The sequence below is a fragment of the Microcystis wesenbergii FACHB-1317 genome (assembly GCF_014696875.1).
Classification (GTDB): Bacteria; Cyanobacteriota; Cyanobacteriia; order Cyanobacteriales; family Microcystaceae; genus Microcystis; species Microcystis wesenbergii_A.
On record NZ_JACJQV010000166.1, the window covers coordinates 25,278 to 47,367 of the forward strand.

The 22,090-nt window shown below is 41.8% G+C and carries 24 protein-coding genes and 2 pseudogenes; 15 read left to right on the top strand and 11 right to left on the bottom strand.

Annotated features, from left to right (window positions below; translation table 11 throughout):
* Window positions 1-172: 172 nt before the first annotated feature.
* Together H6F92_RS15140 and H6F92_RS15145 are read right to left on the bottom strand one after the other, a co-directional pair.
* Window positions 173-1,720 carry a mercuric reductase gene (locus H6F92_RS15140; RefSeq protein WP_190358570.1) on the bottom strand — a complete coding sequence of 516 codons (1,548 nt, stop codon included), beginning with the start codon at window positions 1,718-1,720 and terminating at the stop codon, window positions 173-175.
* 435 nt (window positions 1,721-2,155) lie between these two features.
* Window positions 2,156-2,911: a TVP38/TMEM64 family protein gene (locus H6F92_RS15145; protein WP_190358571.1), complete on the bottom strand. Its 756-nt coding sequence runs from the start codon at window positions 2,909-2,911 to the stop codon at window positions 2,156-2,158.
* A 397-nt stretch (window positions 2,912-3,308) separates the two neighbouring features.
* On the opposite strand from H6F92_RS15145, the gene H6F92_RS15150 reads away from it, so the two are divergent.
* The 5 genes from H6F92_RS15150 to H6F92_RS15170 all read left to right on the top strand — a co-directional run bounded on the left by H6F92_RS15150 (window position 3,309) and on the right by H6F92_RS15170 (window position 7,221).
* On the top strand, window positions 3,309-4,694 hold the full coding sequence (locus H6F92_RS15150; protein WP_190358572.1) for a cytochrome P450: 1,386 nt from the start codon (window positions 3,309-3,311) through the stop codon (window positions 4,692-4,694).
* A gap of 85 nt (window positions 4,695-4,779) precedes the next feature.
* Complete coding sequence (gene msrP, locus H6F92_RS15155; protein WP_190358573.1) at window positions 4,780-5,763, top strand: protein-methionine-sulfoxide reductase catalytic subunit MsrP; 984 nt, start codon at window positions 4,780-4,782, stop codon at window positions 5,761-5,763.
* 43 nt (window positions 5,764-5,806) lie between these two features.
* Window positions 5,807-6,265, top strand: a complete 459-nt coding sequence (locus tag H6F92_RS15160; RefSeq protein ID WP_002758350.1) for a DUF29 domain-containing protein — start codon at window positions 5,807-5,809, stop codon at window positions 6,263-6,265.
* A 16-nt stretch (window positions 6,266-6,281) separates the two neighbouring features.
* Window positions 6,282-6,740 carry a DUF29 domain-containing protein gene (locus H6F92_RS15165; protein WP_190358574.1) on the top strand — a complete coding sequence of 153 codons (459 nt, stop codon included), beginning with the start codon at window positions 6,282-6,284 and terminating at the stop codon, window positions 6,738-6,740.
* Between the two features lie 16 nt (window positions 6,741-6,756).
* Window positions 6,757-7,221 (top strand): DUF29 domain-containing protein, encoded by a 465-nt coding sequence (locus tag H6F92_RS15170; protein ID WP_002796831.1) that lies wholly within the window; start codon window positions 6,757-6,759, stop codon window positions 7,219-7,221.
* Window positions 7,222-7,310: 89 nt separating this feature from the next.
* Here H6F92_RS15170 and H6F92_RS15175 read toward each other — a convergent pair whose 3' ends face one another.
* The gene (locus tag H6F92_RS15175) at window positions 7,311-7,466 is read right to left on the bottom strand and encodes a hypothetical protein (protein WP_190358630.1); all 156 of its coding nucleotides are present in this window, start codon (window positions 7,464-7,466) and stop codon (window positions 7,311-7,313) included.
* 261 nt (window positions 7,467-7,727) lie between these two features.
* Between H6F92_RS15175 and H6F92_RS15180 the strand changes: the two genes are divergently transcribed.
* The 8 genes and pseudogenes from H6F92_RS15180 to H6F92_RS15215 all read left to right on the top strand — a co-directional run bounded on the left by H6F92_RS15180 (window position 7,728) and on the right by H6F92_RS15215 (window position 13,626).
* Window positions 7,728-8,102: a DUF433 domain-containing protein gene (locus tag H6F92_RS15180; protein ID WP_002784772.1), complete on the top strand. Its 375-nt coding sequence runs from the start codon at window positions 7,728-7,730 to the stop codon at window positions 8,100-8,102.
* Window positions 8,099-8,494: a DUF5615 family PIN-like protein gene (locus H6F92_RS15185; RefSeq protein ID WP_190358575.1), complete on the top strand. Its 396-nt coding sequence runs from the start codon at window positions 8,099-8,101 to the stop codon at window positions 8,492-8,494. Before H6F92_RS15180 ends, H6F92_RS15185 begins: the two co-directional genes overlap by 4 nt.
* Before the next feature lie 770 nt (window positions 8,495-9,264).
* Window positions 9,265-9,756, top strand: a complete 492-nt coding sequence (locus H6F92_RS15190; RefSeq protein ID WP_004158426.1) for a hypothetical protein — start codon at window positions 9,265-9,267, stop codon at window positions 9,754-9,756.
* 372 nt (window positions 9,757-10,128) lie between these two features.
* On the top strand, window positions 10,129-10,371 hold the full coding sequence (locus tag H6F92_RS15195; protein ID WP_002790012.1) for a DUF433 domain-containing protein: 243 nt from the start codon (window positions 10,129-10,131) through the stop codon (window positions 10,369-10,371).
* A 163-nt stretch (window positions 10,372-10,534) separates the two neighbouring features.
* Window positions 10,535-10,810 (top strand): annotated as a pseudogene (locus H6F92_RS15200) (PIN domain-containing protein); the annotation flags it as partial.
* Window positions 10,811-10,812: 2 nt separating this feature from the next.
* A complete protein-coding gene (locus H6F92_RS15205) occupies window positions 10,813-11,040 on the top strand; it encodes a hypothetical protein (RefSeq protein WP_016516182.1) in 228 nt (75 codons plus the stop codon).
* 114 nt (window positions 11,041-11,154) lie between these two features.
* Window positions 11,155-13,104 (top strand): AbiA family abortive infection protein, encoded by a 1,950-nt coding sequence (locus H6F92_RS15210; protein WP_190358576.1) that lies wholly within the window; start codon window positions 11,155-11,157, stop codon window positions 13,102-13,104.
* A 246-nt stretch (window positions 13,105-13,350) separates the two neighbouring features.
* Window positions 13,351-13,626, top strand: a pseudogene (locus tag H6F92_RS15215) (hypothetical protein).
* A 534-nt stretch (window positions 13,627-14,160) separates the two neighbouring features.
* Here the strand turns inward: H6F92_RS15215 and H6F92_RS15220 are convergent.
* Both H6F92_RS15220 and isiD read right to left on the bottom strand, forming a co-directional pair.
* Complete coding sequence (locus tag H6F92_RS15220) at window positions 14,161-15,159, bottom strand: adenosine kinase (RefSeq protein ID WP_190358577.1); 999 nt, start codon at window positions 15,157-15,159, stop codon at window positions 14,161-14,163.
* A 164-nt stretch (window positions 15,160-15,323) separates the two neighbouring features.
* Window positions 15,324-15,536, bottom strand: a complete 213-nt coding sequence (gene isiD / locus H6F92_RS15225; protein WP_002796844.1) for a protein IsiD — start codon at window positions 15,534-15,536, stop codon at window positions 15,324-15,326.
* A 148-nt stretch (window positions 15,537-15,684) separates the two neighbouring features.
* Between isiD and H6F92_RS15230 the strand changes: the two genes are divergently transcribed.
* Complete coding sequence (locus tag H6F92_RS15230) at window positions 15,685-16,461, top strand: SDR family NAD(P)-dependent oxidoreductase (protein WP_190358578.1); 777 nt, start codon at window positions 15,685-15,687, stop codon at window positions 16,459-16,461.
* Between the two features lie 15 nt (window positions 16,462-16,476).
* Here H6F92_RS15230 and H6F92_RS15235 read toward each other — a convergent pair whose 3' ends face one another.
* From H6F92_RS15235 to H6F92_RS15255, 5 genes are all read right to left on the bottom strand, one after another.
* Window positions 16,477-17,163 carry a helix-hairpin-helix domain-containing protein gene (locus H6F92_RS15235; RefSeq protein WP_190358579.1) on the bottom strand — a complete coding sequence of 229 codons (687 nt, stop codon included), beginning with the start codon at window positions 17,161-17,163 and terminating at the stop codon, window positions 16,477-16,479.
* 6 nt (window positions 17,164-17,169) lie between these two features.
* Window positions 17,170-17,523 (bottom strand): NINE protein, encoded by a 354-nt coding sequence (locus H6F92_RS15240; RefSeq protein ID WP_045357333.1) that lies wholly within the window; start codon window positions 17,521-17,523, stop codon window positions 17,170-17,172.
* Entirely contained in the window at window positions 17,520-17,732 is a 213-nt protein-coding gene (locus tag H6F92_RS15245) for a hypothetical protein (protein WP_190358580.1), read from the bottom strand. The genes H6F92_RS15240 and H6F92_RS15245 overlap by 4 nt, the downstream gene beginning before the upstream one ends.
* 54 nt (window positions 17,733-17,786) lie before the next feature.
* Window positions 17,787-18,068 carry a DUF2470 domain-containing protein gene (locus H6F92_RS15250; protein WP_190358581.1) on the bottom strand — a complete coding sequence of 94 codons (282 nt, stop codon included), beginning with the start codon at window positions 18,066-18,068 and terminating at the stop codon, window positions 17,787-17,789.
* A 222-nt stretch (window positions 18,069-18,290) separates the two neighbouring features.
* Window positions 18,291-18,485 (bottom strand): precorrin-6A/cobalt-precorrin-6A reductase, encoded by a 195-nt coding sequence (locus H6F92_RS15255; RefSeq protein WP_322874228.1) that lies wholly within the window; start codon window positions 18,483-18,485, stop codon window positions 18,291-18,293.
* A gap of 402 nt (window positions 18,486-18,887) precedes the next feature.
* Between H6F92_RS15255 and H6F92_RS15260 the strand changes: the two genes are divergently transcribed.
* The gene (locus H6F92_RS15260) at window positions 18,888-21,896 is read left to right on the top strand and encodes an alpha-mannosidase (RefSeq protein ID WP_190358582.1); all 3,009 of its coding nucleotides are present in this window, start codon (window positions 18,888-18,890) and stop codon (window positions 21,894-21,896) included.
* On the opposite strand, the gene psbN is transcribed toward H6F92_RS15260, so the two are convergent.
* Window positions 21,893-22,024, bottom strand: coding sequence for a photosystem II reaction center protein PsbN (gene psbN, locus H6F92_RS15265; protein ID WP_002736132.1), 132 nt, complete (start codon window positions 22,022-22,024; stop codon window positions 21,893-21,895). The two genes, H6F92_RS15260 and psbN, sit on opposite strands and share 4 nt — an antisense overlap.
* Window positions 22,025-22,090 lie beyond the last annotated feature (66 nt).

A 22,090-nucleotide genomic window follows, 5' to 3' on the forward strand; every position in this document is an offset into this window, starting at 1 on the left:
CTCTTCGGAGATGGCGATTATATAGTCATTTCAGATAAGTCTGATACACTCTAGACCGGTGAACCCCTTATGAACTCTGGCATTGATATTCTCAATCTTAATTGAAATGACTATAATTCCCACCAGAATTGTTCAAAGTTCTGCCGCAGTTCTCCGGTGGCAATCATTGATTTTAACCCGATAATTTAGCCAACAATTCCAAGAATTTTTGACTATTAGGAGTCAAGAGAGTTCGGCGATAGGCATCGGCGGCCTTTTTAATCGCTTCCGCTTGGGTGGGATAGGGATGAATAACCATAGACAGTTTACTCAGTCCGATTTTAGCAACCATAGCGGTGGTAATTTCGGAAATCATCTCACCGGCGTGGGTGGCGACGATAGTGGCTCCTAAAATTTGGTCGGAACCTTGTTTGTGAATAATTTTTAAAAAACCTGCTGTTTCCCCATCAGCGATAGCTCGATCGACTATACTCAAAGGAATTTTAATAGTATTAGTGACCAATCCCCGGGTCTGTGCTTGGGTTTCATCCATGCCCACATGGGCGATTTCTGGGTCGGTATAAGTGACCCAAGGCATAACTAAATTACTGAGCTTATAGCGTCCGAAACCGAAGGGAGAAAAAAGAGTATTTTTAATCACAATACGGGCGGCTGCATCGGCAGCATGGGTAAATTTCCAATCCATACAGATATCACCGGCCGCATAAATTTTCGGGTTAGTAGTTTGCAGATAATCATTAACTTTGACTCCCCGACGAGTATCGTATTCCACGGCTACCGCTTCTAAATTTAATCCTGACACATTAGGCTCCCGGCCAGCACCGACTAAAATCTCGTCAACGGTGATAGTTGCTCCTTGACCGTTGCTAGTATATTCAATGGTTTTACCCTGCTCATTTTTTGTCACCCGTTCAATTTGGCAGGAGAGAATTAACTGCATTCCTTCCCGCAGGAAAGTATTCTCAATAATTTCGGCTGCTTCTTGGTCTTCTTTATTCAAAAGATGGGAATGATTATGAAATAAAATCACCTGCGCGCCTAACCGTTGAAAAGCTTGGGCTAATTCACAACCAATCGGCCCGCCACCGATAACAGCTAATCGGGGAGGCAATTCTGTTAGGGAAAAAATTGTTTCATTGGTATAAAATCCCGCTTCTTTTAGTCCGGGGATATCGGGATGAAAGGCCCCAGCACCAGTGGCAATGACGGCTTTTTTATAAGCGAGGGTTTTTCCCGCGACTTCCACAGCATTTTGTCCTAAAAAACGAGCGCTACCCAAGAAAACATCGATACCTAGTTTTTGGAAACGTTGCACCGAATCATGAGGGCTAATATCGGCGCGAATTTGCCGCATTCTGGTCATGACTCTGGCAAAATCTACCCTAGTATCCCCAATATTAATTCCTAATTTTTTGGCTTTCTCAATTTCCCCGATAATTCTAGAGGAACGAATCAAACATTTAGAAGGAATACAACCGAAATTGAGGCAATCTCCCCCCATTAAGTGTTTTTCCACTAAAGCCACTTTTAAACCTATATCTAAACCCGCCGCCCCCGCCGCTACAACTAAACCCGCAGTACCCGCACCGATGACGACTAAATCATAACAATCTTGGGGTTGGGGATTGACCCAATCGGCAGGATGAACATGATTAACTAATTTTTGATTATGTTCGTCCACCGGGAGAATATTAACTTCACTGGAGCTATTTTGAAACATATTAGACCTCTTGTAAAAATCAAAAATTGTTGTTAGGGTTAGGAGTCAGTAGCCAGTAGTCAGTAGTCAGGAGAATTAAGAATGAATAATAATCAGTTAAATGGTCTATTTACAGATTTTATGCAATTTAATTCTTATTTTTGCCGTTTTTGAACCCTGAAAAATTAATTATGCAAGAGGTTTATTAAAGCAGTTATAGCAATTCCCATAGTTGTGAGGTGCAGAGTCTTGGGTTTTGAGGAGTCAGTTATCAGTTATCAGTTATCAGTTATCAGTTATCAGTTATCAGTTATCAGTTATCAGTTATCAGTTATCAGTTATCAGTTAACTGAGAAAACTCCCCACACCCCACTTCCCATCACCCCACACCCCACACCCCACTTCCCCATTCCCCCACTTCCCCATTCCCCCACACCCCTGGCTGATAACTGATGACTATTCATTGATAACTGATGCCAGGGCGTGACGGGCAATTTTTGTGACGTAGAGGGTGACGGCAACGGTAGCGATAAAACCGATCAGGCGAATAGTCCATTGTAAAGTTGGGTTAGTGGCTGGTGTTGAGGTGCCGATAGTGGCAAGACTGCCCGCTAAAGAGCCAATATAGACATACATTATCGTCCCCGGAATCATGCCTGCGGAACCTAGTAGATAATCTTTCAGGGAAACCCCGGTGACACCATAGGCATAATTGAGCAGATTAAAAGGAAATATGGGAGATAAACGGGTTAAAAGCACTATTTTTAGGCCTTCTTTTCCCACAGCTTCATCGATAGCTTGAAATTTACTATTACCTTGAATTTTTTCCACCACCCAACCCCTAGCCAGATAACGTCCCACCAGAAAAGCGGCAGCAGCGCCGATAGTTGCCCCGATAAAGACGTAAAAAGAGCCTAAAACCAAGCCAAAAACCACACCAGCCCCTAAAGTCAGGATTGAACCTGGAAAAAAGGCCACAGTAGCTAGAATATAGATAATTATAAACGCGATCGCTCCCACAGACCCCAAACTATCCACCCAAGTTAAGGCATGGAAAAGAATAGTTTGAGGATTAAAACCGGTGGAGGCACTGGATTCGAGGGCAAAAGCGGGGGAAGTAGTCAGGAGAAAAGTGCCGCTAAAGGCGATTAGCAGCGGCAAATAACGGCAAATAACCAGCTTTTTCCAGTTGCTGGACTGGGAAATAATCATCACAAGTCCCTAAAAAGAGAATAAAAGAGAGATTAAACTATAAAAGCGAATTAAATAGAACTAGGGGCTATTCTACCGTAGTTATCATTGTTTAGACCAGAAAGCCAATCCTGAAAATTCCCAGAAAATCCCCCTCTCTGGGAGAAGATAGGACAAGCAACAGCCCGGTAAATTTTGCTGTTTACTTGATAAGCTAAGAGGTATCTTAACTGCCTATCCTTAGATTAGCTAAATCTCCCCTAATCCCTTTACTTTTGCCTCTTGCCCCTTGCAAGAGTGCCTCTTGCCTCATCTCAATAAGCAATTTAAATGCGCGGGCAGCTTATTACACCTTGCCGTCTCTGGGGAAAAAATGTCACAATTAGAAATAATTAGCATTGGATATAGCAATTAATCTATGAAAATCCTCCCCAAGGTCAAGGCCCCCACCTTCGTGCAAATGGCACAATGGATCATTAATCCCGTAGCTTTTATGGAAAATGCCGCCCGCAAGCATGGCGATATTTTTAGCACAAAAGTGGGTTTAACTGTAGATAATTTTATCTTTGTCAGTAGTCCTTCGGCCCTACAACAAATTTTAACTAATGACCGTAAACAATTTTCGGCACCGGGGGAAGCAAATCGGATTATTGCCCCGATTATTGGTGATTATTCCGTCGTCATGTTAGACGGAGACATCCACAAAAAACGCCGTCAGCTTTTATTGCCACCTTTTCACGGGGAGAGAATGCGTTTTTACGGCGATTTAATCCGCGATATTACCCTGAGAGTAATGGCAGAATTGCCCGAAAATCAACCTTTTAAGGCCCGTTCAGCCACCACAGCGATTGCTTTACAAGTAATTATGGAGGCAGTTTTTGGAATTAGTCAAGGGGAACGTTATCAAACCCTGAAAAAAATTCTGGCTGAAATGCTCGATATTTTTAACTCTCCAGTGATGGCTTCTTTGTTATTTTTCCCAATTTTGCGGGCTGATTTGGGTGCTTGGAGTCCCTGGGGAAAATACCAGCGTTACCAAGAAAAAATTGATGATATTATCTATACAGAAATTGCCGAAAGAAAAGCTAATCCTAACCCCAATCGTACCGATATTTTATCACTACTGATGTCGGCCCGGGATGAAGAAGGCAACCCGATGAGCGATAAGGAATTGCGCGATGAATTAATGACCTTATTATTCGCCGGTCATGAAACCACAGCCACTGCTATGTCTTGGGCGCTCTACTGGACCCATCGCTATCCAGAAATTAAAGCAAAAATTCTGCAAGAAATAGCCACTTTAGGAGATAATCCTAACCCCATTGATATAACTCGATTACCCTATCTTTCGGCGGTTTGTTCGGAAACTTTACGCATTCATCCCGTGGGAATGTTAACTTTTCCGCGAGTAGTGCAAGAACCGGTAGAACTAGATGGTTATCCTTTAGAAAAAGGGACAATTCTTATGGGTTGTATTTATCTGTCCCACCACCGCGAGCAAACTTTCCCCGATTCCCATACTTTTAAACCAGAACGCTTTTTAGAAAAACAATTCACCCCCTACGAATATATGCCTTTTGGTGGTGGAGCGCGTCGTTGTATCGGGGAAGTTTTAGCTATCTACGAGATGAAAATCGCTATCGCCACAATTTTGGCCAATTATCAGTTAACTCTAGTTAATAATACCCCCGAAAAACCCAGCCGCCGCGGTTTAACCCTTGCTCCCTCGCGAGGAGTTCCCATGGTCTTAAAAGGACGACGGGAACCTCTGGTGACGGCCCCGATGCTCGCCGAAATTTCTTAAAAAAACTGACAAACTATTGTACAATCAGAGTTGTGGTATCCCATATCATAACTCTGTTTTTTTGTCAATAAAATTGGGGATAATTATGGTCTTAATTCGTTTAGCTAAATCCTGGCAAATTTCCGAAAATGAAGTTACTTCCGAAAGTGTTTATTTTAACCGTCGTCGCTTTTTACAGGGGTTAATCGGGACAGGAATTGCGGGGAGTTCCCTATTATTAACTGCTTGTGGTAAATCCTCCTCCTCGGAAGCTTTAGAAAAAAGTTTGCAATTACCTAAAATTGAAGGGTTCAGCAAGAATCCGCAGTTTTTAACGGTAAATCGCCCCATAGCTGCCGAAACTGTAGCCGGGAAATATAACAATTTTTATGAGTTCGGAGGGGGGAAAAATATCTGGTTAAAAGCGCAGAAACTACCGACGAATCCCTGGACGGTAGAAGTGGGAGGATTGGTAAAAAATCCCCAAACCTACGATATAGATACTATTAAAAAAACCTTTCCTCTCGAAGAAAGAATCTATCGTTTTCGTTGTGTGGAAGCTTGGTCAATGGTGTTACCTTGGTTGGGGTTTCCCATGAGTGCTTTAATTGCGGCAGTGGAACCAAAACCCGAAGCAAAATTCGTCCGTTTTACCTCCTTTTATGATCCCGAAATTACCAAAGGGCCAGGATTACATTTAGGAGCCTTACCTTGGCCTTATACAGAAGGTTTAAGAATTGAAGAAATGGCCAATGAATTAGCTTTCTTTGCCCTGGGAATTTTCGGGCATGATTTACCCAAACAACACGGCGCACCCTTGCGAATGGTTATTCCTTGGAAATACGGTTTTAAAGGGGCAAAATCAATAGTAAAAATTGAATTTACCGCCAAACAACCAGCCACCTACTGGAACACAATTGACGCTCACGAATACGATTTTGAGGCTAATGTGAACCCCAGTAAACCCCATCCCCGTTGGTCGCAAGCAACGGAGAAATTTATCGGCAGTAGAAGTGATTTATCTTGGGAAATTATCGAAACTCTGCCCTATAATGGCTATGGTGAATATGTGGCTAGTTTGTATAGTTAAGTTTTATGATTATCCCCGTTTTATTTAGTTTAAGTGAGTATTTATGGAAAATAAAACTCTGTACGAACAAGACTTTTATCTCTGGATTAGAACTACTATTAATCAACTGCAAGCCAGACAGTTTGAGCGGGTAGATTTAGATAATTTACTGGAGGAGTTAGCAAGTATGGGAAGGAGTGAAAAGCGCAAAATCGAAAATCTTTTGATTCAATTACTGGTACATTTGCTGAAACTAACTTACTGGACAGGAGAAAAAGCTAGAAATGAGGGTCACTGGAAAGGGGAAATTAGAAACTTTCGCCGACAAATAATCAAAGAAGTTAAAGATAGCCCTAGTCTCAAACCCTATCTTTTGGAAATCTTTGAGGAATGCTATCAATTTGCTAGAAAAGATGCTAGTGATCGCTCTCAATTACCCCTCGATACTTTCCCCGCTATTCCCCTTGGTTCCCTTGAACAAATTCTCGATGAAGATTGGTTTCCCACTAATAACCATGAGTAATATATAGAGGTCAATTATGGATAATAAAACCCTGTACGAACAAGACTTTTATCTCTGGATTAGAACTACTATTAATCAACTGCAAGCGAGACAGTTTGAGCGGGTAGATTTAGAGAATTTACTGGAGGAATTAGCAAGTATGGGAAGGAGTGAAAAGCGCAAAATCGAAAATCTTTTGATTCAATTACTGGTACATTTGCTGAAACTAACTTACTGGACAGGAGAAAAATCTAGAAATGAGGGTCACTGGAAAGGGGAAATTATCAACTTTCGCCGACAAATAATCGAAGAAATTAAAGATAGCCCTAGTCTGAAACCTTATATTCTCGAAATCTTTGAGGAATGCTATCAATTTGCTAGAAAAGAGGCTCAAGTTAGAACTCAATTACCCCTCGATACTTTCCCCGCTATTCCCATTGGTTCCCTTGAACAAATTCTCGATGAAGATTGGTTTCCCACTAATGACCACGAGTAATATATAGAGGTAAATTATGGATAATAAAACCCTGTACGAAGAAGACTTTTATCTCTGGATTAGAACTACTATTAATCAACTGCAAGCGAGACAGTTTGAGCGGGTAGATTTAGAGAATTTACTAGAGGAGTTAGCAAGTATGGGAAGGAGTGAAAAGCGCACAATTAAAAGTCTGTTAACCCGATTATTAGAACATTTACTTAAGCTCAAATATTGGGCGGCAGAAAGAGAGAGAAACGAAGGTCACTGGAAGGGAGAGATTAGAACTTTTCGTCTCGATATATTAGATGAACTTAAAGATAGTCCTAGTCTGAAACCTTATCTTTTGGAAATTTTTGATGAATGTTATCTTTCAGCCCGAAAAAATGCCAGTGACCGCTCTCAATTACCCCTCGATACTTTCCCCGTTATTCCCATTGGTTCCCTTGAACAAATTCTCGATGAAGATTGGTTTCCTGCGGGCGATAATCTGGAAATATAGCCATCAGTTAGACTGCTCCATACTGCTGTAACAAAAAACAACTATCCCCCGATAGCGATCGCTAAAGGTCGAATAATTATAAATTGTTGTCAAGGGGTGCGGTCAGATCGAAGAATCATCGCTAGAATTAGCCTAATTGTCAGTGCGATGCCGAAGGCACTGCATAGCAGATCGCCGATCTGGTAGGGTGCGTTGCCTAATGCAACTTCTACTGCTCCAGCGATCGATTTTGGGGAACGCACCATGCCCATTGATTGAAGCTGTGGTCTAAATTTGATCGCCGATCGTGTAGTACGGGGCCTGGTGATGCTCACACAAATGATACTGAATTGCCAGATATTGGAGTTCACTACTGGCTAGATGCAGGAACGAGGCTGAAATACATTTTGAAAGTCTGGGTTGAGGATTAAAGAGCTTGCGAATTAGTAGTCAGGGTGGGCGTTTGCTCACCTTGCTTTTTCATGCGGTAATATGGAATGAGATGGTGAAAGACTGAGACTATAGCTATGACGCTCGCATCTAATGGAAAAACCGCTATCATTCGTACAGAGCGAGGACTGACAATCGCAGGAACCCGCATCACCCTCTACGATGTGATGGATTATGTGACTGCTCAATATCCACCTAAGTTCATTCAGGGATTATTTGATCTGACGGAAGAGCAAATTAACACTGCCCTGGCTTATATTGAGGCTCATCGTGCGGATGTGGAAGCTGAGTACCAGCAAGTTCTCAAAGAAGCTGAAGAACTCCGACAGTATTACGAAGAGCAAAATCGTGAGCGAGTTGCCCGTATTGCTGCGCAACCACCTAAGCCAGGCTCCGAGGCTGCTTGGGAAAAGCTTCGAGTGGCTAAGGCAAAGCGTGAGTCGAAAGTATGATTTTTTTGATTGATCACAATCTCAAAGGTCATGCCTTGGTTTTCTTGGGTGCGATCGCAACTCAGGGCTGGCTTGATATCGTCCCGATGCAGTTCGTCACCTTTGCAGAGATGGATTTGTCGATCAACAGTGATGACAGGACGGTTTGGCGACTTGCTCAAGAGAATCAGATGATTTTGCTTACCGCTAATCGCAGTATGGAAGGGAAAGATTCCCTAGAGCAGGTCATGCGTGAAGAAAATACCTCAGAGTCATTGCCTGTGATCACCGTTAGCAATGCTGATCGGCTTTTGAATGATTCCGAATATCGAGGTCGGTGTGTTGAAAGTCTTGTTGAAATTGTGCTTGATATTGATACCTATCGAGGCGCAAGACGCATTTTTATTCCGTGACGCGCCGAATGCTAGAGCCATTGAAGTCTATCTGTAGGGACACGGCATAACGGGGTCTTTATACTGAATCGGTTTTTAATAGCATGATTAACTGCCAATTCAACTTGAAAAACCCGCTCCCTTCTCCCCACTGCTGTAACAAAAAACAACTATCCCCCGATAGCGATCGCTAAAGGTCGAATAATTGTAAATTTTTGTCAATGGGTGCGGTCAGATCGAAGAATCATCGCTAGAATGAGCCTAATTGTCAGAAATTTAGTTAAACAAGGTTTTTGGCAATATGCTAATCTGGCTAACACGCTTTTGGGGTTGATATAGGGAAAAGTTCTGGCGATCGCTCTTAAATGGAATGATATACCGAAAGTTGACCCATATCGTTACTATGGAGAGTTTTATGCAGAAAGTTTCCGTGTAATATGTAGTTAGCCCGCTAGACCTTGGTTGAGACAGCAGCCACAAGTTCACCTTTTGGCGTTTGTCCGGAAATTACTTACATATGGATGAAATCTTTTACAGGGTGCTTATCTTTAGACGAAGAAATTACAGCCCTACAAGCTCACTCTCATGAAAACTCGCCGTAATCCTCTATTCTCTCTCAGTGCATTTCTACTAAGTTTGCTCCTAGTCATCAATCCACTAGGAATAGGTAAATTATCTGTAAATCAGGTTCAGGCTCAATCAGCACCCCGTCCATACGTTGTACTGGTAAAATGTTAACGGTCTAAATTTTCGGGCAAACACAAAACTCTATTTTTGGATTACGGAAGTTGATGAACCACGAACAAATTGAGCGAGTTTTAGACTTGTTTAGCCAACGTGAGTATGAACTCAAAGTAGAACAAAGAGCTTTTGAGATTTGGCTTGGGGTATTGGAGCCTTTTGGAGCTTTTTCTAGAGGGTGTGGGATCGTGTTACCGCTCATAGCAGGATTTACACTTCTCGGTCAATCTAAGTTTTGGGGTGTCACTTGGGAGCTAGTTAGCGGCAGCTTATCTCTAGTAGCTGCAATTCTTACAGGAATCCATACAGGTTTTAAGTGTGATGATCATCAAGCCGAATGCCGCCGATTAATAAAAGCATTACAAAGCTTAGTAGAAGGCTATCAAGCAGCTAAGACAGCAGATGAAAGTGAGCTAAAAAACAGGTTCAGTGAACTTGAGATTCGCCTTAAGGAATTGCGTGACAGCAGCAAGGTTCGACCAGCTAGGTGGTGTATTCGGCGTGCAAAACGAGAATTAAAAGTTGCCCATCACCCAGGCTAACAATTCGGCTGGAGCGGACTGCCGAAAGCTGCCATTGTGATTATCGAGGTTACTAGCAGTGTGATCGCCGATCTTGTAGTGCGATGCCGAAGGCACTGCATAGCAGATCGCCGATCTTGTAGGGTGCGTTCCCTAATGCAACTTCTACTGCTCCACTGATCGATTTTGGGGAACGCACCATGCTCATTGATTGAAGCTGTGGGTTTAAGTGTGCTGTGGGCTAATCTGGCTAACACGCTTTTGGACGTGATATAAGGATGGTATCGGTGACGGTTTATCTGATGACAGAGAATGGATATGTGGGGGATGTCTTTCAGGCATTGCTTACCCCGCTAAAGGTTAAAATGATCATGAAGCGATAGAATTACTCTAATGAAACTAGATCGTATTACGAGCCATCCAAACCGTATGAATGGGCAACCCTGCATTCGTAATCTTCGCCTTACGGTTCGTCGAGTGATTGAGCTACTGGCAACTTATCCCGATCGAGCAGAATTACATCAAGAGTTTCCGGAACTGGAGGATGAAGATATTCGACAAGCCCTAATTTTTGCCTCTTCCTACTTGGATGATCGCATCATTGAACTTCCTAATCGCTATGAAGCTGTTGCTTGATCAGGGACTACCGCTTTCTGCGGCAACTTTATGCTGACAAGAATATTTCACGTACAAGGTTGGGTTGACGACTATTACCCAACACCCTCAGAACCAAGATTAAATGCGGTAGGATAGGCATTGGATAGATTTTCTAGATTGCCGTGAGCGAAACCGTCTATGACTAGAAATCCTTGCTAATCTATCTTTACTCGACTTGAACCAAGCTGTGCTAGATTTAGCAGAGCAATCCCCGGAACGCAGCAACCTTCCCGCAAAAGCTGATATTGATGCTGTTCATATCGCCGCCGCAACCGTTCACGGCATGGATTACCTGCTCACCTGGAATTGCAAGCACATCGCCAATGCTCAAATTCAAGGAAAGTTGGCAGAGATCAGCCTTGATTTTGGCTACGAGTTGCCAATTCTTTGTACACCCTATGAACTTCTCGGAGGTTGATTATGTTTCAGGATGAGATTGTGGAAGAGATCCACAAAATTCGTGAAGAGTACTCTCGGTCATTCAATCATGACTTGAAAGCCATCTTTGCTGATTTGCAAAAGCAACAAGCTGAAAGTGGCAGAGAAGTTGTTACCTTATCTCGAAAACACGGTCTAACAACACGTTGGAGCGGACGAGCGAGAGATATTGATAGTGGTGCAAAGGATATTAGCCGCCGCTCAACTTAGCCGTTATGCCGCATAGCCCTTAGGGAGCAGGCCCAAAAGATTATCAGCATGTGAAGGAAGGGCTTACTTCATGGGCGCTCTAGATTAAAACAAGGCTTCTGTTGAAATTGAGCAATGACCAAAAGTGGCAGAACCCAACTTGGGTATTTCATAAACTTCGACCTATGGCAAGATGCACTGGATCTTCTTAATTTTCAGATTAAGCAGAAGATGAACAATAGGCACTTTAATACTCTCAGTATGTTTTATTATGAGAGGCTAGATATAAATTGCCTCAACCATCCAACACAAGACTATTTCAATATAAAAATATCCAGTAGCCTCTTTTATGGTTTAAAGAAAGAGTTTTCTGTTCTCTCCTACGTCATTCCTAAACCAGGGCTAGGGCTAAGAGATTATAAATTTTTTACCTACCCAATGAGAACTGTATACTATTCCATCGGGCTTTATTTGCTTAAGTTATCGCAAGAATTCTTAATTGAAACATATAAAAAGATTGATAGCATTGAAGCTTTTTATGGTGGCAACCTCACCTACAAATCCAACAAGCTCCAAATCAATCCAAAGAATGTATATTATCGTAGTTTTCACGAGCAGTTTAAGTTAAAAATTAAAGAAGAAACTAAGTTAGACAACGCAAGCAAAGTAATATTAAAGCTTGATATTGAAAATTATTTTAATGAGTTATCAATATCAACATTGTTAAGCCTTCTCAGCCGTTTTATCAAGCCAAGTGTTCAGGCTAATTTGGCTTATGACATGTTTACAAGGGAGCAAATTATTTGCTTATTTCAATTCATCTCGAATGGTAAGTCTGGCATACCTCAAGGAGACAACAATATTATTTCAAGTTTCCTTGGATACTTGTATTTAGTTTTTGGTGATCTATTCATTGACGATGTACTGAATAGCTACAAACATGTTGTTGACTCGCATAAGATTATTAGATACACCGATGACATTTATATCTCTATAACATTCAAAGATATTATTGATCAAAAGGATCAGGGTTTGTTCGTTCATTCAATTGCTTCTCAAATCGCCGAGGTTCTATATAGTCAGCTTGGTCTCAAGCTTAATCTGAAAACACGGCTTTACAGACTATCTCAAGAAGAAGAAAAAGAGGAGCTATTGAAAAATATTAGAAAGTCATCTCCCAGTGATGAATATTTTCGTGCTATTCAAGAAGACGAGGAGGAAGAAGAGGAGGAATCCGAACCCCCTACTAAAACTCCTCAAGATAAACTAGAAGAAATATTTGAAGAGTTAAGGAAAATTAAAAACTCCAGAGTAGAAGACTATTTTGTGAGAGGTGATTCAGTACAAGAGGAAATTCTTCAAGAAGTATTTGACAAAAGTGTTGAGCAGATCCTTGATAAACCAGAAAACAAGGAAAAAATAGAGAAAATTTTTAATGATTTTGATTTTAATTTAGTTAAAGTACAGCCCCTTGAAATATTAATCATTCTACTTAAAGATACGACTGCAACTAATAATTTTAGGAAGTTTTGTTTAGATAAGACAATTATCACTACAGGGGATGCCGACTTAATTATCAAGTTCTTGTGTCAGACTAAATTTGCTGATACAAAACTATTAGAGAAGCTGAAGCAAAACTTTCACATGAGTAACATTATTGGTATTTTCCTTGATTGCAAGTTAAATTGTCATCAGCCTGGATACTATAATCTTGCCTGTATGCACATGAAAAAGTTGTCTGAGATGCCTGATGTTCTTGAACAGACAAAGCTACGAGTTTTAAGTGAGAAAAGCGCATCTTATTCCGTTGCACTTAATCATTTAGTTAATGAAATTCATGCCGTTTGTATAAAACAGGAACAAGCAAACAAGAAAAATTATGATGTCAACGATGTAGTTAAGTTCTTGCAATCAAAGGGTATCCAGCATGAGGTATGTATAAAAGTCAGAAACCTATTTGATCGTAGAAACTCTAATCGTGTTTCACATCCTGGTTCTGATGAAAGTATTGCTTGGGAAGTCACAAAGGAGGAGTACCTGGATTACTATGAGCATGTTGGGCGGTGCTTAGATTTTCTCTTGTAGCGCGATCGCCGATCTTGTAGGGTGCGTTCCCTAATGCAAGTGCGATCGCGTATCTTGTAGGGTGCGTTCCCTAATGCAAGTGCTACTGCTCCAGCGATCGATTTTTGGGGAACGCACCATGCCCATTGATTGAAGCTGTGGGTTTAAGTGCGATGCCGCTCTTGTGGGCCTAGTTGGGGAATGTTAGCGAAGATTCCCGATGTTTAGGTTAAAATAGAGGGCAAAAGTTGCCACAGGGTCGCTTCAATGACAGTTCGACAACCCCGCTACAGCAAAGAAGAATTCGCTCGACGTGGTAATGAGATTTATGAATCTCAGGTACGTTCTCAGGTAGAGGAGGGAAATCAGGGGAGAATTGTGGCGATCGACATCGAAACTGGAGCGTTTGAGCTTGCCGACGATACGATTACTGCTACCGATCATCTCTAGGAGCGTGTCCCTGATGCTCAACCTTGGGTGATTCGGATTGGACATAGAGCCGTCTTCCGTTTTGGCAGTCGCAGCCAGAGAAAGCCCTTATGATGTGTGGGGATGGATCTTTTGTATGGCTTTAAACTTCAGATTGAGGCAGTGGAAGGTGGGCGCGTTACGATTGAAGCGCTGTGACTCAGCCAAAGTTATCGGTGAAGAAGGTCTAACTTTACCGTTATACTGAATCGGTTTTTAATAGTATGATTAACTCCCAATCCAACTTTAAAAACCCGCTCCCTTCTCCCCACTCTCCTATACCTTTTAAACAGGATTTAGTCTGACTATCTAGGGTTTGCTGAATAAGTACGGGCGAAGCATTCGGATAGAAAATCTACGTTTTCACCGATAGGTTATTGTCCGAATGCTTCGCCCCTACAGGACGCGGGCCGATGAAGACGCAAGGTTTTGAACGACGATTCTCTCAAAATCTTGCACCTGTGGGAGCGAGAAAAGCCCCAAAACCCTTACTTTGCCTACATTTCAAATTTATTCAGCAAACCCTATCTAAATTACTGGTTAAGACTATGAGCAGGGAGCAGAGAGAAAAAACCTGACTACTGACTGAAAGCTGATCACCGACAAAACCTATCCCAAAACGCTCGAATCGCGCAGGGATTGAATTTCCTCGGTTTGTAAACGCGCCCCAAAAGTAGAAACCACCCGGGCAGCCGCTAGAGAAGCGAGATTTCCCGCTCCTTTGTAACCCATACCGTGGGTAATACCGTAGAGAAACGCACCTGCATACATATCCCCCGCACCGACGGTATCGATCGCCTGTACGGGATGGGGGTCAATTTCCAAGAGATTTTCGCCATCATAGATCAAAGAACCACTGGCACCCCGGGTGATAGCGAATCCTTTGGCAATGGTTTTAAAATAGGCGATCGCTGACTCAATTTCCTCGCTGCCAGAAATAGTCAAAGCTTCCGACTCATTAGCGAAAACGAAATCTAACCCGGTTCCGATCATTTCCAGTAATCCCTCCCGGAAGAAGATCGCCATATTGGGATCCGACAGGGATAAAGCGGTTTTAACTCCAGCAGCCTGAGCAATTTCTCGCCCTTTAATAGCGGCAGCTTTGGCAGTGGGAGAGGTGACGAGATAACCTTCGAGATAGAGATAATCGGCATTAGCGATCGCTGAAGGGACTAATTCTCGTTCGGAAATTTCCCCGGTGATGCCGAGAAAAGTATTCATGGTGCGATCGGCATCGGGAGTGACGAACACTAGACATTTTCCCGTGATTCCCACCTCTTTTTCGCCGCCGTGTTCATTGGTATGCAAACCACAGGCCCGCAGATCTTGCAGATAAAACTTACCTAATTCGTCATTACCCACTTTACAGGAATAGAAACCTCTACCCCCCAACTGAGCGATCGCTACTAGGGTATTCGCCGCCGATCCGCCACCGCTGCGTTTACAATCAAGAGCCAATTTTTCCATCAACTGGGTTTGACGATTTTCGTCCACCAGCGTCATCACTCCTTTATCGATGCCTAATTCTTGCAGTAATTCAGGAGAGACTTGAAATTCCATATCAACGAGCGCGTTACCGATCCCATAAACGTTGTATTGTTTGCCCATAATTTAGTCGATCGCCTAAAAATACTTTGTTATTGATAGTAGGGAAAGAAGAGGCAAAAAGCTAGAGGCTTTTTTCAGCCAGAGAATACCATAAACAAAAATAATGGGTGTGCTAGTCTCACACCCCCAGTAATTTGTGTTAAGTTTTGTTTAACGAAGCCACTTTAAGCCTCATCGTAGGCCTCTAGATCCAACAGATAAAGATAAGATTCCGCTAATTCCTGTCTTTGAAAAGCGATCGCCCGCAACAGGTGCCAATCCCGCAAAGCCTCGAAGGGGTTGCTATACTCATCTTTTTCTAGTCGTTCGGCTAAAGAAGCAATATCAGCGGCGGTATATTTGGCAATATCTTGATCAGTGAAGCTTATAACTGTCATTTCTGCACCTTCCTCGACCTTTGTTCTATTTCTAGCCTAACATATATTCTGAGTTGAAAAAATGCCTTCCCCGCCAAGTTAAGAACTGTAAATGGATGGGTAATTGTGGTACAATTCCAGCAAAAAAGCTATTTTTGATTGATCTTCTATGAAAACAGCCCTCATTACCGGTGCTTCCACTGGTATCGGTGTCGTCTTTGCCCGTCAACTTGCCCAACGGCAAATGGAGCTAATTTTAGTCGCTAGATCTAGGGATAAACTAGAACAATTAGCAGCGGAATTGGGGGAACAATACGGGGTAAAAGTGACAGTTATCGTTCAAGATCTGACCGTTGCTGGGGCGGGAAAGCTAGTATATGATACGGTGAACCAAAAAGGAATCAACGTTGATTTACTGGTCAATAATGCCGGTTTTGGTGATTATGGTGCTTTTAGCGAGCAGGATTTAGCCCGACAGTTAGAAATGATCCAGTTAAATAATCTGGTATTGGTGGAATTAAGCCACTATTTTCTCCGTCCGATGCTTGCCGGCACTGGGGGGGCAATTATCAATGTTGCTTCCATTGCCGGGTTTCAACCGCTGCCCTATCTTTCCGTCTATGCGGCGACAAAAGCTTTTGTCCTCAGTTTTAGCGAGTCTCTCTGGGCAGAAAATAAAGACAAAGGCGTTAAAATCCTTGCTCTTTGCCCCGGTCCGACGGAATCGAATTTTTTTGAGGTGGCCCGATTTCCCAGTGCCTTTATGGGCAAAAACGGCCGGTTAGATTCGGCAGAAGTGGTGGTACAAGAGGCTTTAACCGCCTTGGCAAACAAACGCCCCAACGTGGTAGCCGGTAAATTGGCTAATAAAATTATCGTCAATCTGCCCCGTTTTTTGCCCAGAAGTTGGATCCTGTCTTTGATAGAAAAGCAATTCAAGCCATAACTAGAATCAAGCTAATTAGAGCAATTGCTGATAGGATTTTAAGGGAATACCTGTCCGGTTTCTCACTTCGATCGCCGAACGATAGACACCGTTTTTTTCTCTTTCGGCGACAATTTTATCAGCCACGGAAAAGTCAAGACCGAGATTGACTAATTCCGCAACGGAGTAGTAGTTTAAACAACGCCAAGAAACGTCAACTTCTTGGCGAATATCGTAGGCAAAGATAATCAAAGGTTCCAATTTTTTGAGATAATTTTCCGGTAAACCAGCCAGGAAGTGTAATTCTTCTAAATGGGTAAAAATATGTCCTTCATTACGGACAGAAACGATATCATTGGCATAGACAATCGGCAACCCTAATTTATGAACCAGATCGTTGGTGGAACAGCTGTTAATATCAATTTTTTCGAGAGGAGAGGATGACTGTCTAGAATCGGTTCTATTTGCCGAAGCTATTGGATGGGAATTAAGCTGTTGACGGATGTATAAACCCAGGCCGATTTGGGCAAACCAAATGACGATAAAAGACTCTTGTGTAAGGAAAATAAAGGAGATAACTGTCAAGGCAATGCCGACGGATAACCAACTTTGGTTATTAGTTTTCTTGCCAGCATTAGCAATGGCAAGCCCACCAAAAACTGGGACTAAAGATAGCCAGATCCACTCGGAAGATTCGGGAGGGCGAGGAGAGAGATTAGACATATTTTTTTAAAGAGAATCTAAATATTTTCTGCGTTTTTCTTCGTATTCTTCAGCAGTAATAATTCCCTGATCGTAAAGTTTTTTAAGCTGGAGTAAAGTAGCGGTTTTTTGCTGGGCTGATTCTGGCAGTCCTCGCTCTCTACTGCTGGGGAGATAGTTAGGATTATATTTAGCATCAAAAGCTTGATCTGACATGATGATTAAACCAATAAATTCAAAAAAAGCAATGATGCCGGGGATAAAAGTCCAGAAGAAAAGTAGATAAAAAATACCTGCCAAATTTTCCCCTAGATAAAACTTATGGATGCCAAGATAACCGAGAAAAAAGGCTAGTAAAGCCGCTATAGTTCTATTTCTCATAATTTTTGAGATTTCCCTAATTTAGCCAAAAGAAAGTATAAAACCACGATGCCTGCCTGTAATTCCAAGAGAGTAATATAACCCTTGACTAGATAATTTAATTCTAGGGAGGAATTAAAAGCAAAAACTAGCATACCCAAGACTAAAAAAGGCAGTAAGTGCCAGCCAGATTTGGGTATTTTTATTCCCGTACTATTAACCTGATTCATGGGCTAATTCTCTAGGTTGATCTTTTTCGGTGATAGGGGCAAAATCGGGCTTTGTCAAGGGGGGGTTTGATTAACTTTTAGCATCTCAACGAGGATATTATGGGCATCCTTGGCTGATTCTAGGGTGCGCTCAAAAGGTATTCTAATTGTTTGACTCTCCCCTAATTTTTCTACGGCTAAATCCATGCCTTGGGGATCGATGGAGAGCATTTGAGCAGTTTCTGCATCGGTGATATTACCGTAAACTTGAGCGTAGAAAAGCACGGCATCACCGTGATCTTTGTTCATGTGTTTACAGATGCGATCGCTAATGGTGGTAGTGATAGTTTCAGTCATAATATTCCAGAAAAAATCGATAATATCGTTAAAATTGCTAGTTTTTTGGGATAATTAGGGTGGGTACGGGCAAAAGCCAGTTCTAAATCGAGGCAAATGGGGGACGGAGGGCAATAATTTGATTGCTGGTCAATGCTGCTTCTCAGGCTGTCTCTAACGAGTTTACAACAGGTAGCAGACGGATGAACAGGGGGGCGATATCTTGGAGGGTTTCTAAACTATCTAGCTCAAGACTGATTTTTTGATAGGGTGCAGATAGGGGATATTAGTTAGGGTAGCGTAATTAATCCCTAATTGCCAGATAATTTGGGCGTGAGGATGGCAGGTATCAATAATAAGTTTAATGTTATTTTCTTGACAAAAAGCTTTAATTGTGCATTTATCTAAATTGTCCCAATTCAGGTCAATCGAAGTAATGGTCTGTCAAAGCCATAATCACGGATAATGGGAGAGATAAATTCAGCCTAATTTGTCCAATGATGCCGGCTAAGAATGAACGCACCTCTGAGCAAAAATTGAGCCAAAAAGGGAGTTAGTAACTTATTCATGTCCTTAAAAGGAGGCAGCTTGCAGTGACTGAGCAACGTACTAGTATTGATTGGCCGAACAGAGGAAATACTTGGTAGATGAACGTTATCCAGATGCGGTGAGTATTGGGATTTTTAGTTCCTCAGCTTTAACTTGATCTAATAAACTATTGGTTTGACTAAAGATGAGATTAAGCAAATCTTCAGAATTATTGCGTTAACATAAGTTCCCCCCTAGCCCGATTAGGCATCGATCGCTTAAAATAGTCAAAATTAACTTATTTGTTGGCCTATGTCTCCCCTCGACAACATCGCTAAACTGTCTCACCTCACCCGCACAGATGTTCAGAAAAATTGGTTGATCGCTACAGCAGCGGGAAAACCAATTCAACCCGTCACTCTCAATGAAAAACAATACATTATTTGGCCGGCCGGCAGACAAATCCAATATCTAACTCAAAAAATTATTGTCCCCGAACATTTAGCCGGTTATCCTTTAGAGGGAATGGAACTGAGATTAATCTTAACTTGGTGGGCGGAAGATGTCAAAATTTATGTTAATAATCAATTTATCCAAGCGGGAGATCTCTTTGATTCTTCCACGCGCATTTTACTTTCTAACTCGGTCTCTACTGGTCAAGAAATTCTTGTTACTCTCCGTTTAGTCAGTCCTAATCATGATATTGGTGGTTTGATGAAATCAGAGTTAATCTATGAATATAGCCAAGCGATCGATCCTAGTTTTGTTGCTGATGAATTAACCATTCTCCATAATTATCTGCAAACTTTTTATCCTGAAAACTTAGCAGCTTTTACCGCTACTCTCGATAATATTGACTGGAATAATGTCACCAACAAAGATAAATTTAATCAATCCCTAGAATCAATTCGTCAATCCCTGCAACTCCTCGCTAAACCTCTGAAAGAACGCAGTTTTCATCTTCTCGGTCACGCACATTTAGATATGGCTTGGTTGTGGCCGTTGGCAGAAACTTGGCAAGTGGCAAAAAACACTTTTATCTCGGTTTTAAACCTGCAAAAAGATTTTCCTGCCCTCATATTTGGTCATTCTAGTCCCCTAATTTACGAATGGATAGAAAAACATCATCCTGACCTGTTTCAAGCAATTCTAGAGGCATATAAAGGGCAATCTTGGGAACTTTTGGGCGGGATGTGGGTAGAACCAGAAGTCAATTTAATCTCTGGAGAATCCCTATTTCGACAGCTGCTTTATGGACAACAATATTTTCAAGAAAAATTTGGACAAATCACTAAAACTGCTTGGCTGCCGGATACCTTTGGTTTTCCCTACCAATTGCCGCAAATTCTTAAATCCTTTGGCATCAAATATTTTGTAACCGGTAAACTACATTGGAATGATACGACTAAATTTCCCCACGGTTTTTTCTGGTGGCAATCTCCCGATGGCAGTAAAATTCTTTCCCTCATGTCTCCTCCCAATGTTGCCGGAGTTATGGATACTAACCCAATTATTATGACCGATCATGCTCTCAATTGGGAACAGCAAACCGGCTTAAAAGATATTTTTTGGCTGCCCGGTGTTGGTGACCATGGCGGCGGTCCGACTCGTGATATGTTAGAGGTGGCCCAACGTTGGCAAAAATCTCCTTTTTTCCCCCAGCTAAAATTTAGCCAAGCAACAACTTATCTGGACAGTCTGGAGACAAGTAATCTTCCTATCTGGGATGATGAATTATATCTAGAATTCCATCGCGGTTGTTATACTACCCACGCCGACCAAAAGGCCTATAATCGTTACTGTGAAATCCTCTTGTATCAAGGGGAATTATGGTCTTCTCTGGCTAATATCTTACTAGAGATTCCCTATCCGAAAGTCGAGATAGAATCCGCATGGAAAAAGGTTTTATTAAATCAGTTTCACGATATACTTCCCGGTACTTCTATCCCCGAAGTGTTTAGGGATGCCAATCAGTTATGGCAGCAAGTTATCAGCACAGGTGAAGCAATTTTAGATCAAGCTTTACAGGCAATTGCCACTCAAATTAATTTACCTAATCCCCCCCATCCCCAAGCAAAACCTTTTCTAGTTTTTAATTCTCTTAACTGGGAAATATCCCAGGTTATCTCTTTAGCTGTAGAATCTGTCAATTGTTCGGTTTATGACTTGAATAATTGTCTCTGTCCTTCGCAATTATCCCACGACAATCAGCTATTATTTCTCGCTGAAAATATTCCTTCTGTGGGTTATAAGTTGTTTTGGTTAGTTCCCAATCAGCAAGCAACGGAGAAAAATTTAACTAACTGCCAATTTACTTTAGATAATGGACTGCTCAAAGTTACCATTAACTCGGAAACGGGGGATATAGATAGTATATTTGATATAATTAATCAAAAAGAAATCCTGCAAGCTGCTGGTAATCAGTTACAGGCATTTAAAGATCAAGGACAATATTGGGACGCTTGGAATATCGATCCGAATTATCAACAATATCCCTTACCTAAAACAGTATTAAAATCGATCGAATGCTTAGAATGTGGTGCCTTGCGCTGGCAGATTCGCGTGATCAGAAGTTTAGGTGATTCGCAATTTTGTCAAGATTATATCTTAGAAAAAGATTCTCCTATTCTCCAGATTAAAACTATTGTTAATTGGCAACAGGAACATACTTTAGTAAAAACCGCTTTTCCTCTCACCCTCAACAGCGATTTTACCACCTATGAAATTGCCTGTGGTGCGATCGAGCGTGATCACGAACCAGAATCGCCAAAATGGGAAGTTTACGCCCATAAATGGGCGGATTTAACCGATACAGAAGCAAACTATGGGGTAAGTCTTTTAAATAATAATAAATATGGCTATGATGCTACTAACCAGCAACTGCGATTAACTCTGTTGAGAAGTCCCCGCTGGCCAGATCCCGAGGCGGATCTGGGAAACCAAGAATTTACCTATGCAATATATCCCCATCAAGGTAACTGGAAAACGGCGAAAACTGTCCATCACGCTTGGCAGTTAAACTCACCTGTCAACGTTATTTTTATTAATAATTCTTCTCGATCAACCCAGTTGCCACCCGTGGCACAATGGTTAAAATTCTCGGCCGATAACTTAATTTTAATGAGTTTCAAACAAAGTGAAACATCCCCTCAGAGTTGGGTAATGCGCGTCTATGAATGTCAGGGAGAAAACGCTGTTATCGATTGGCAAAATCAATTACAATTAACAGTAAAAGAATCGATCGACGGTTTAGAAAGAGCGATCGATCCTATGGAGCAAATTTCTCCTTGGCAGATAGCCACATGGTTATTAAAGAATTAATCTTCGTGATCTTCAAAAGGATCGCTTAATTCTGCTGCCGGCGGTCCAAAAGCGGTATAAAGAGCTAAAGCGGTAATCCCCACCAAAGCGGCAGCGATCGAAACACCCAAAATTGTTGCAGTTTCCATAAAATAAAATTTGCTTAGATACAGTCTGTATCTTATCTTAACAAAATATAACCGATCTCGCAGCCG

Coding starts and splice junctions, on each gene's coding strand:
- H6F92_RS15140 (WP_190358570.1), bottom strand. CDS start 1,720: ATGTTTCAAAATAGCTCCAGTGAAGTTAATATTCTCCCGGTGGACGAA.
- H6F92_RS15145 (WP_190358571.1), bottom strand. CDS start 2,911: ATGATTATTTCCCAGTCCAGCAACTGGAAAAAGCTGGTTATTTGCCGT.
- H6F92_RS15150 (WP_190358572.1), top strand. CDS start 3,309: ATGAAAATCCTCCCCAAGGTCAAGGCCCCCACCTTCGTGCAAATGGCA.
- msrP (WP_190358573.1), top strand. CDS start 4,780: ATGGTCTTAATTCGTTTAGCTAAATCCTGGCAAATTTCCGAAAATGAA.
- H6F92_RS15160 (WP_002758350.1), top strand. CDS start 5,807: ATGGAAAATAAAACTCTGTACGAACAAGACTTTTATCTCTGGATTAGA.
- H6F92_RS15165 (WP_190358574.1), top strand. CDS start 6,282: ATGGATAATAAAACCCTGTACGAACAAGACTTTTATCTCTGGATTAGA.
- H6F92_RS15170 (WP_002796831.1), top strand. CDS start 6,757: ATGGATAATAAAACCCTGTACGAAGAAGACTTTTATCTCTGGATTAGA.
- H6F92_RS15175 (WP_190358630.1), bottom strand. CDS start 7,466: ATGGTGCGTTCCCCAAAATCGATCGCTGGAGCAGTAGAAGTTGCATTA.
- H6F92_RS15180 (WP_002784772.1), top strand. CDS start 7,728: ATGACGCTCGCATCTAATGGAAAAACCGCTATCATTCGTACAGAGCGA.
- H6F92_RS15185 (WP_190358575.1), top strand. CDS start 8,099: ATGATTTTTTTGATTGATCACAATCTCAAAGGTCATGCCTTGGTTTTC.
- H6F92_RS15190 (WP_004158426.1), top strand. CDS start 9,265: ATGAACCACGAACAAATTGAGCGAGTTTTAGACTTGTTTAGCCAACGT.
- H6F92_RS15195 (WP_002790012.1), top strand. CDS start 10,129: ATGAAACTAGATCGTATTACGAGCCATCCAAACCGTATGAATGGGCAA.
- H6F92_RS15205 (WP_016516182.1), top strand. CDS start 10,813: ATGTTTCAGGATGAGATTGTGGAAGAGATCCACAAAATTCGTGAAGAG.
- H6F92_RS15210 (WP_190358576.1), top strand. CDS start 11,155: ATGACCAAAAGTGGCAGAACCCAACTTGGGTATTTCATAAACTTCGAC.
- H6F92_RS15220 (WP_190358577.1), bottom strand. CDS start 15,159: ATGGGCAAACAATACAACGTTTATGGGATCGGTAACGCGCTCGTTGAT.
- isiD (WP_002796844.1), bottom strand. CDS start 15,536: ATGACAGTTATAAGCTTCACTGATCAAGATATTGCCAAATATACCGCC.
- H6F92_RS15230 (WP_190358578.1), top strand. CDS start 15,685: ATGAAAACAGCCCTCATTACCGGTGCTTCCACTGGTATCGGTGTCGTC.
- H6F92_RS15235 (WP_190358579.1), bottom strand. CDS start 17,163: ATGTCTAATCTCTCTCCTCGCCCTCCCGAATCTTCCGAGTGGATCTGG.
- H6F92_RS15240 (WP_045357333.1), bottom strand. CDS start 17,523: ATGAGAAATAGAACTATAGCGGCTTTACTAGCCTTTTTTCTCGGTTAT.
- H6F92_RS15245 (WP_190358580.1), bottom strand. CDS start 17,732: ATGAATCAGGTTAATAGTACGGGAATAAAAATACCCAAATCTGGCTGG.
- H6F92_RS15250 (WP_190358581.1), bottom strand. CDS start 18,068: ATGACTGAAACTATCACTACCACCATTAGCGATCGCATCTGTAAACAC.
- H6F92_RS15260 (WP_190358582.1), top strand. CDS start 18,888: ATGTCTCCCCTCGACAACATCGCTAAACTGTCTCACCTCACCCGCACA.
- psbN (WP_002736132.1), bottom strand. CDS start 22,024: ATGGAAACTGCAACAATTTTGGGTGTTTCGATCGCTGCCGCTTTGGTG.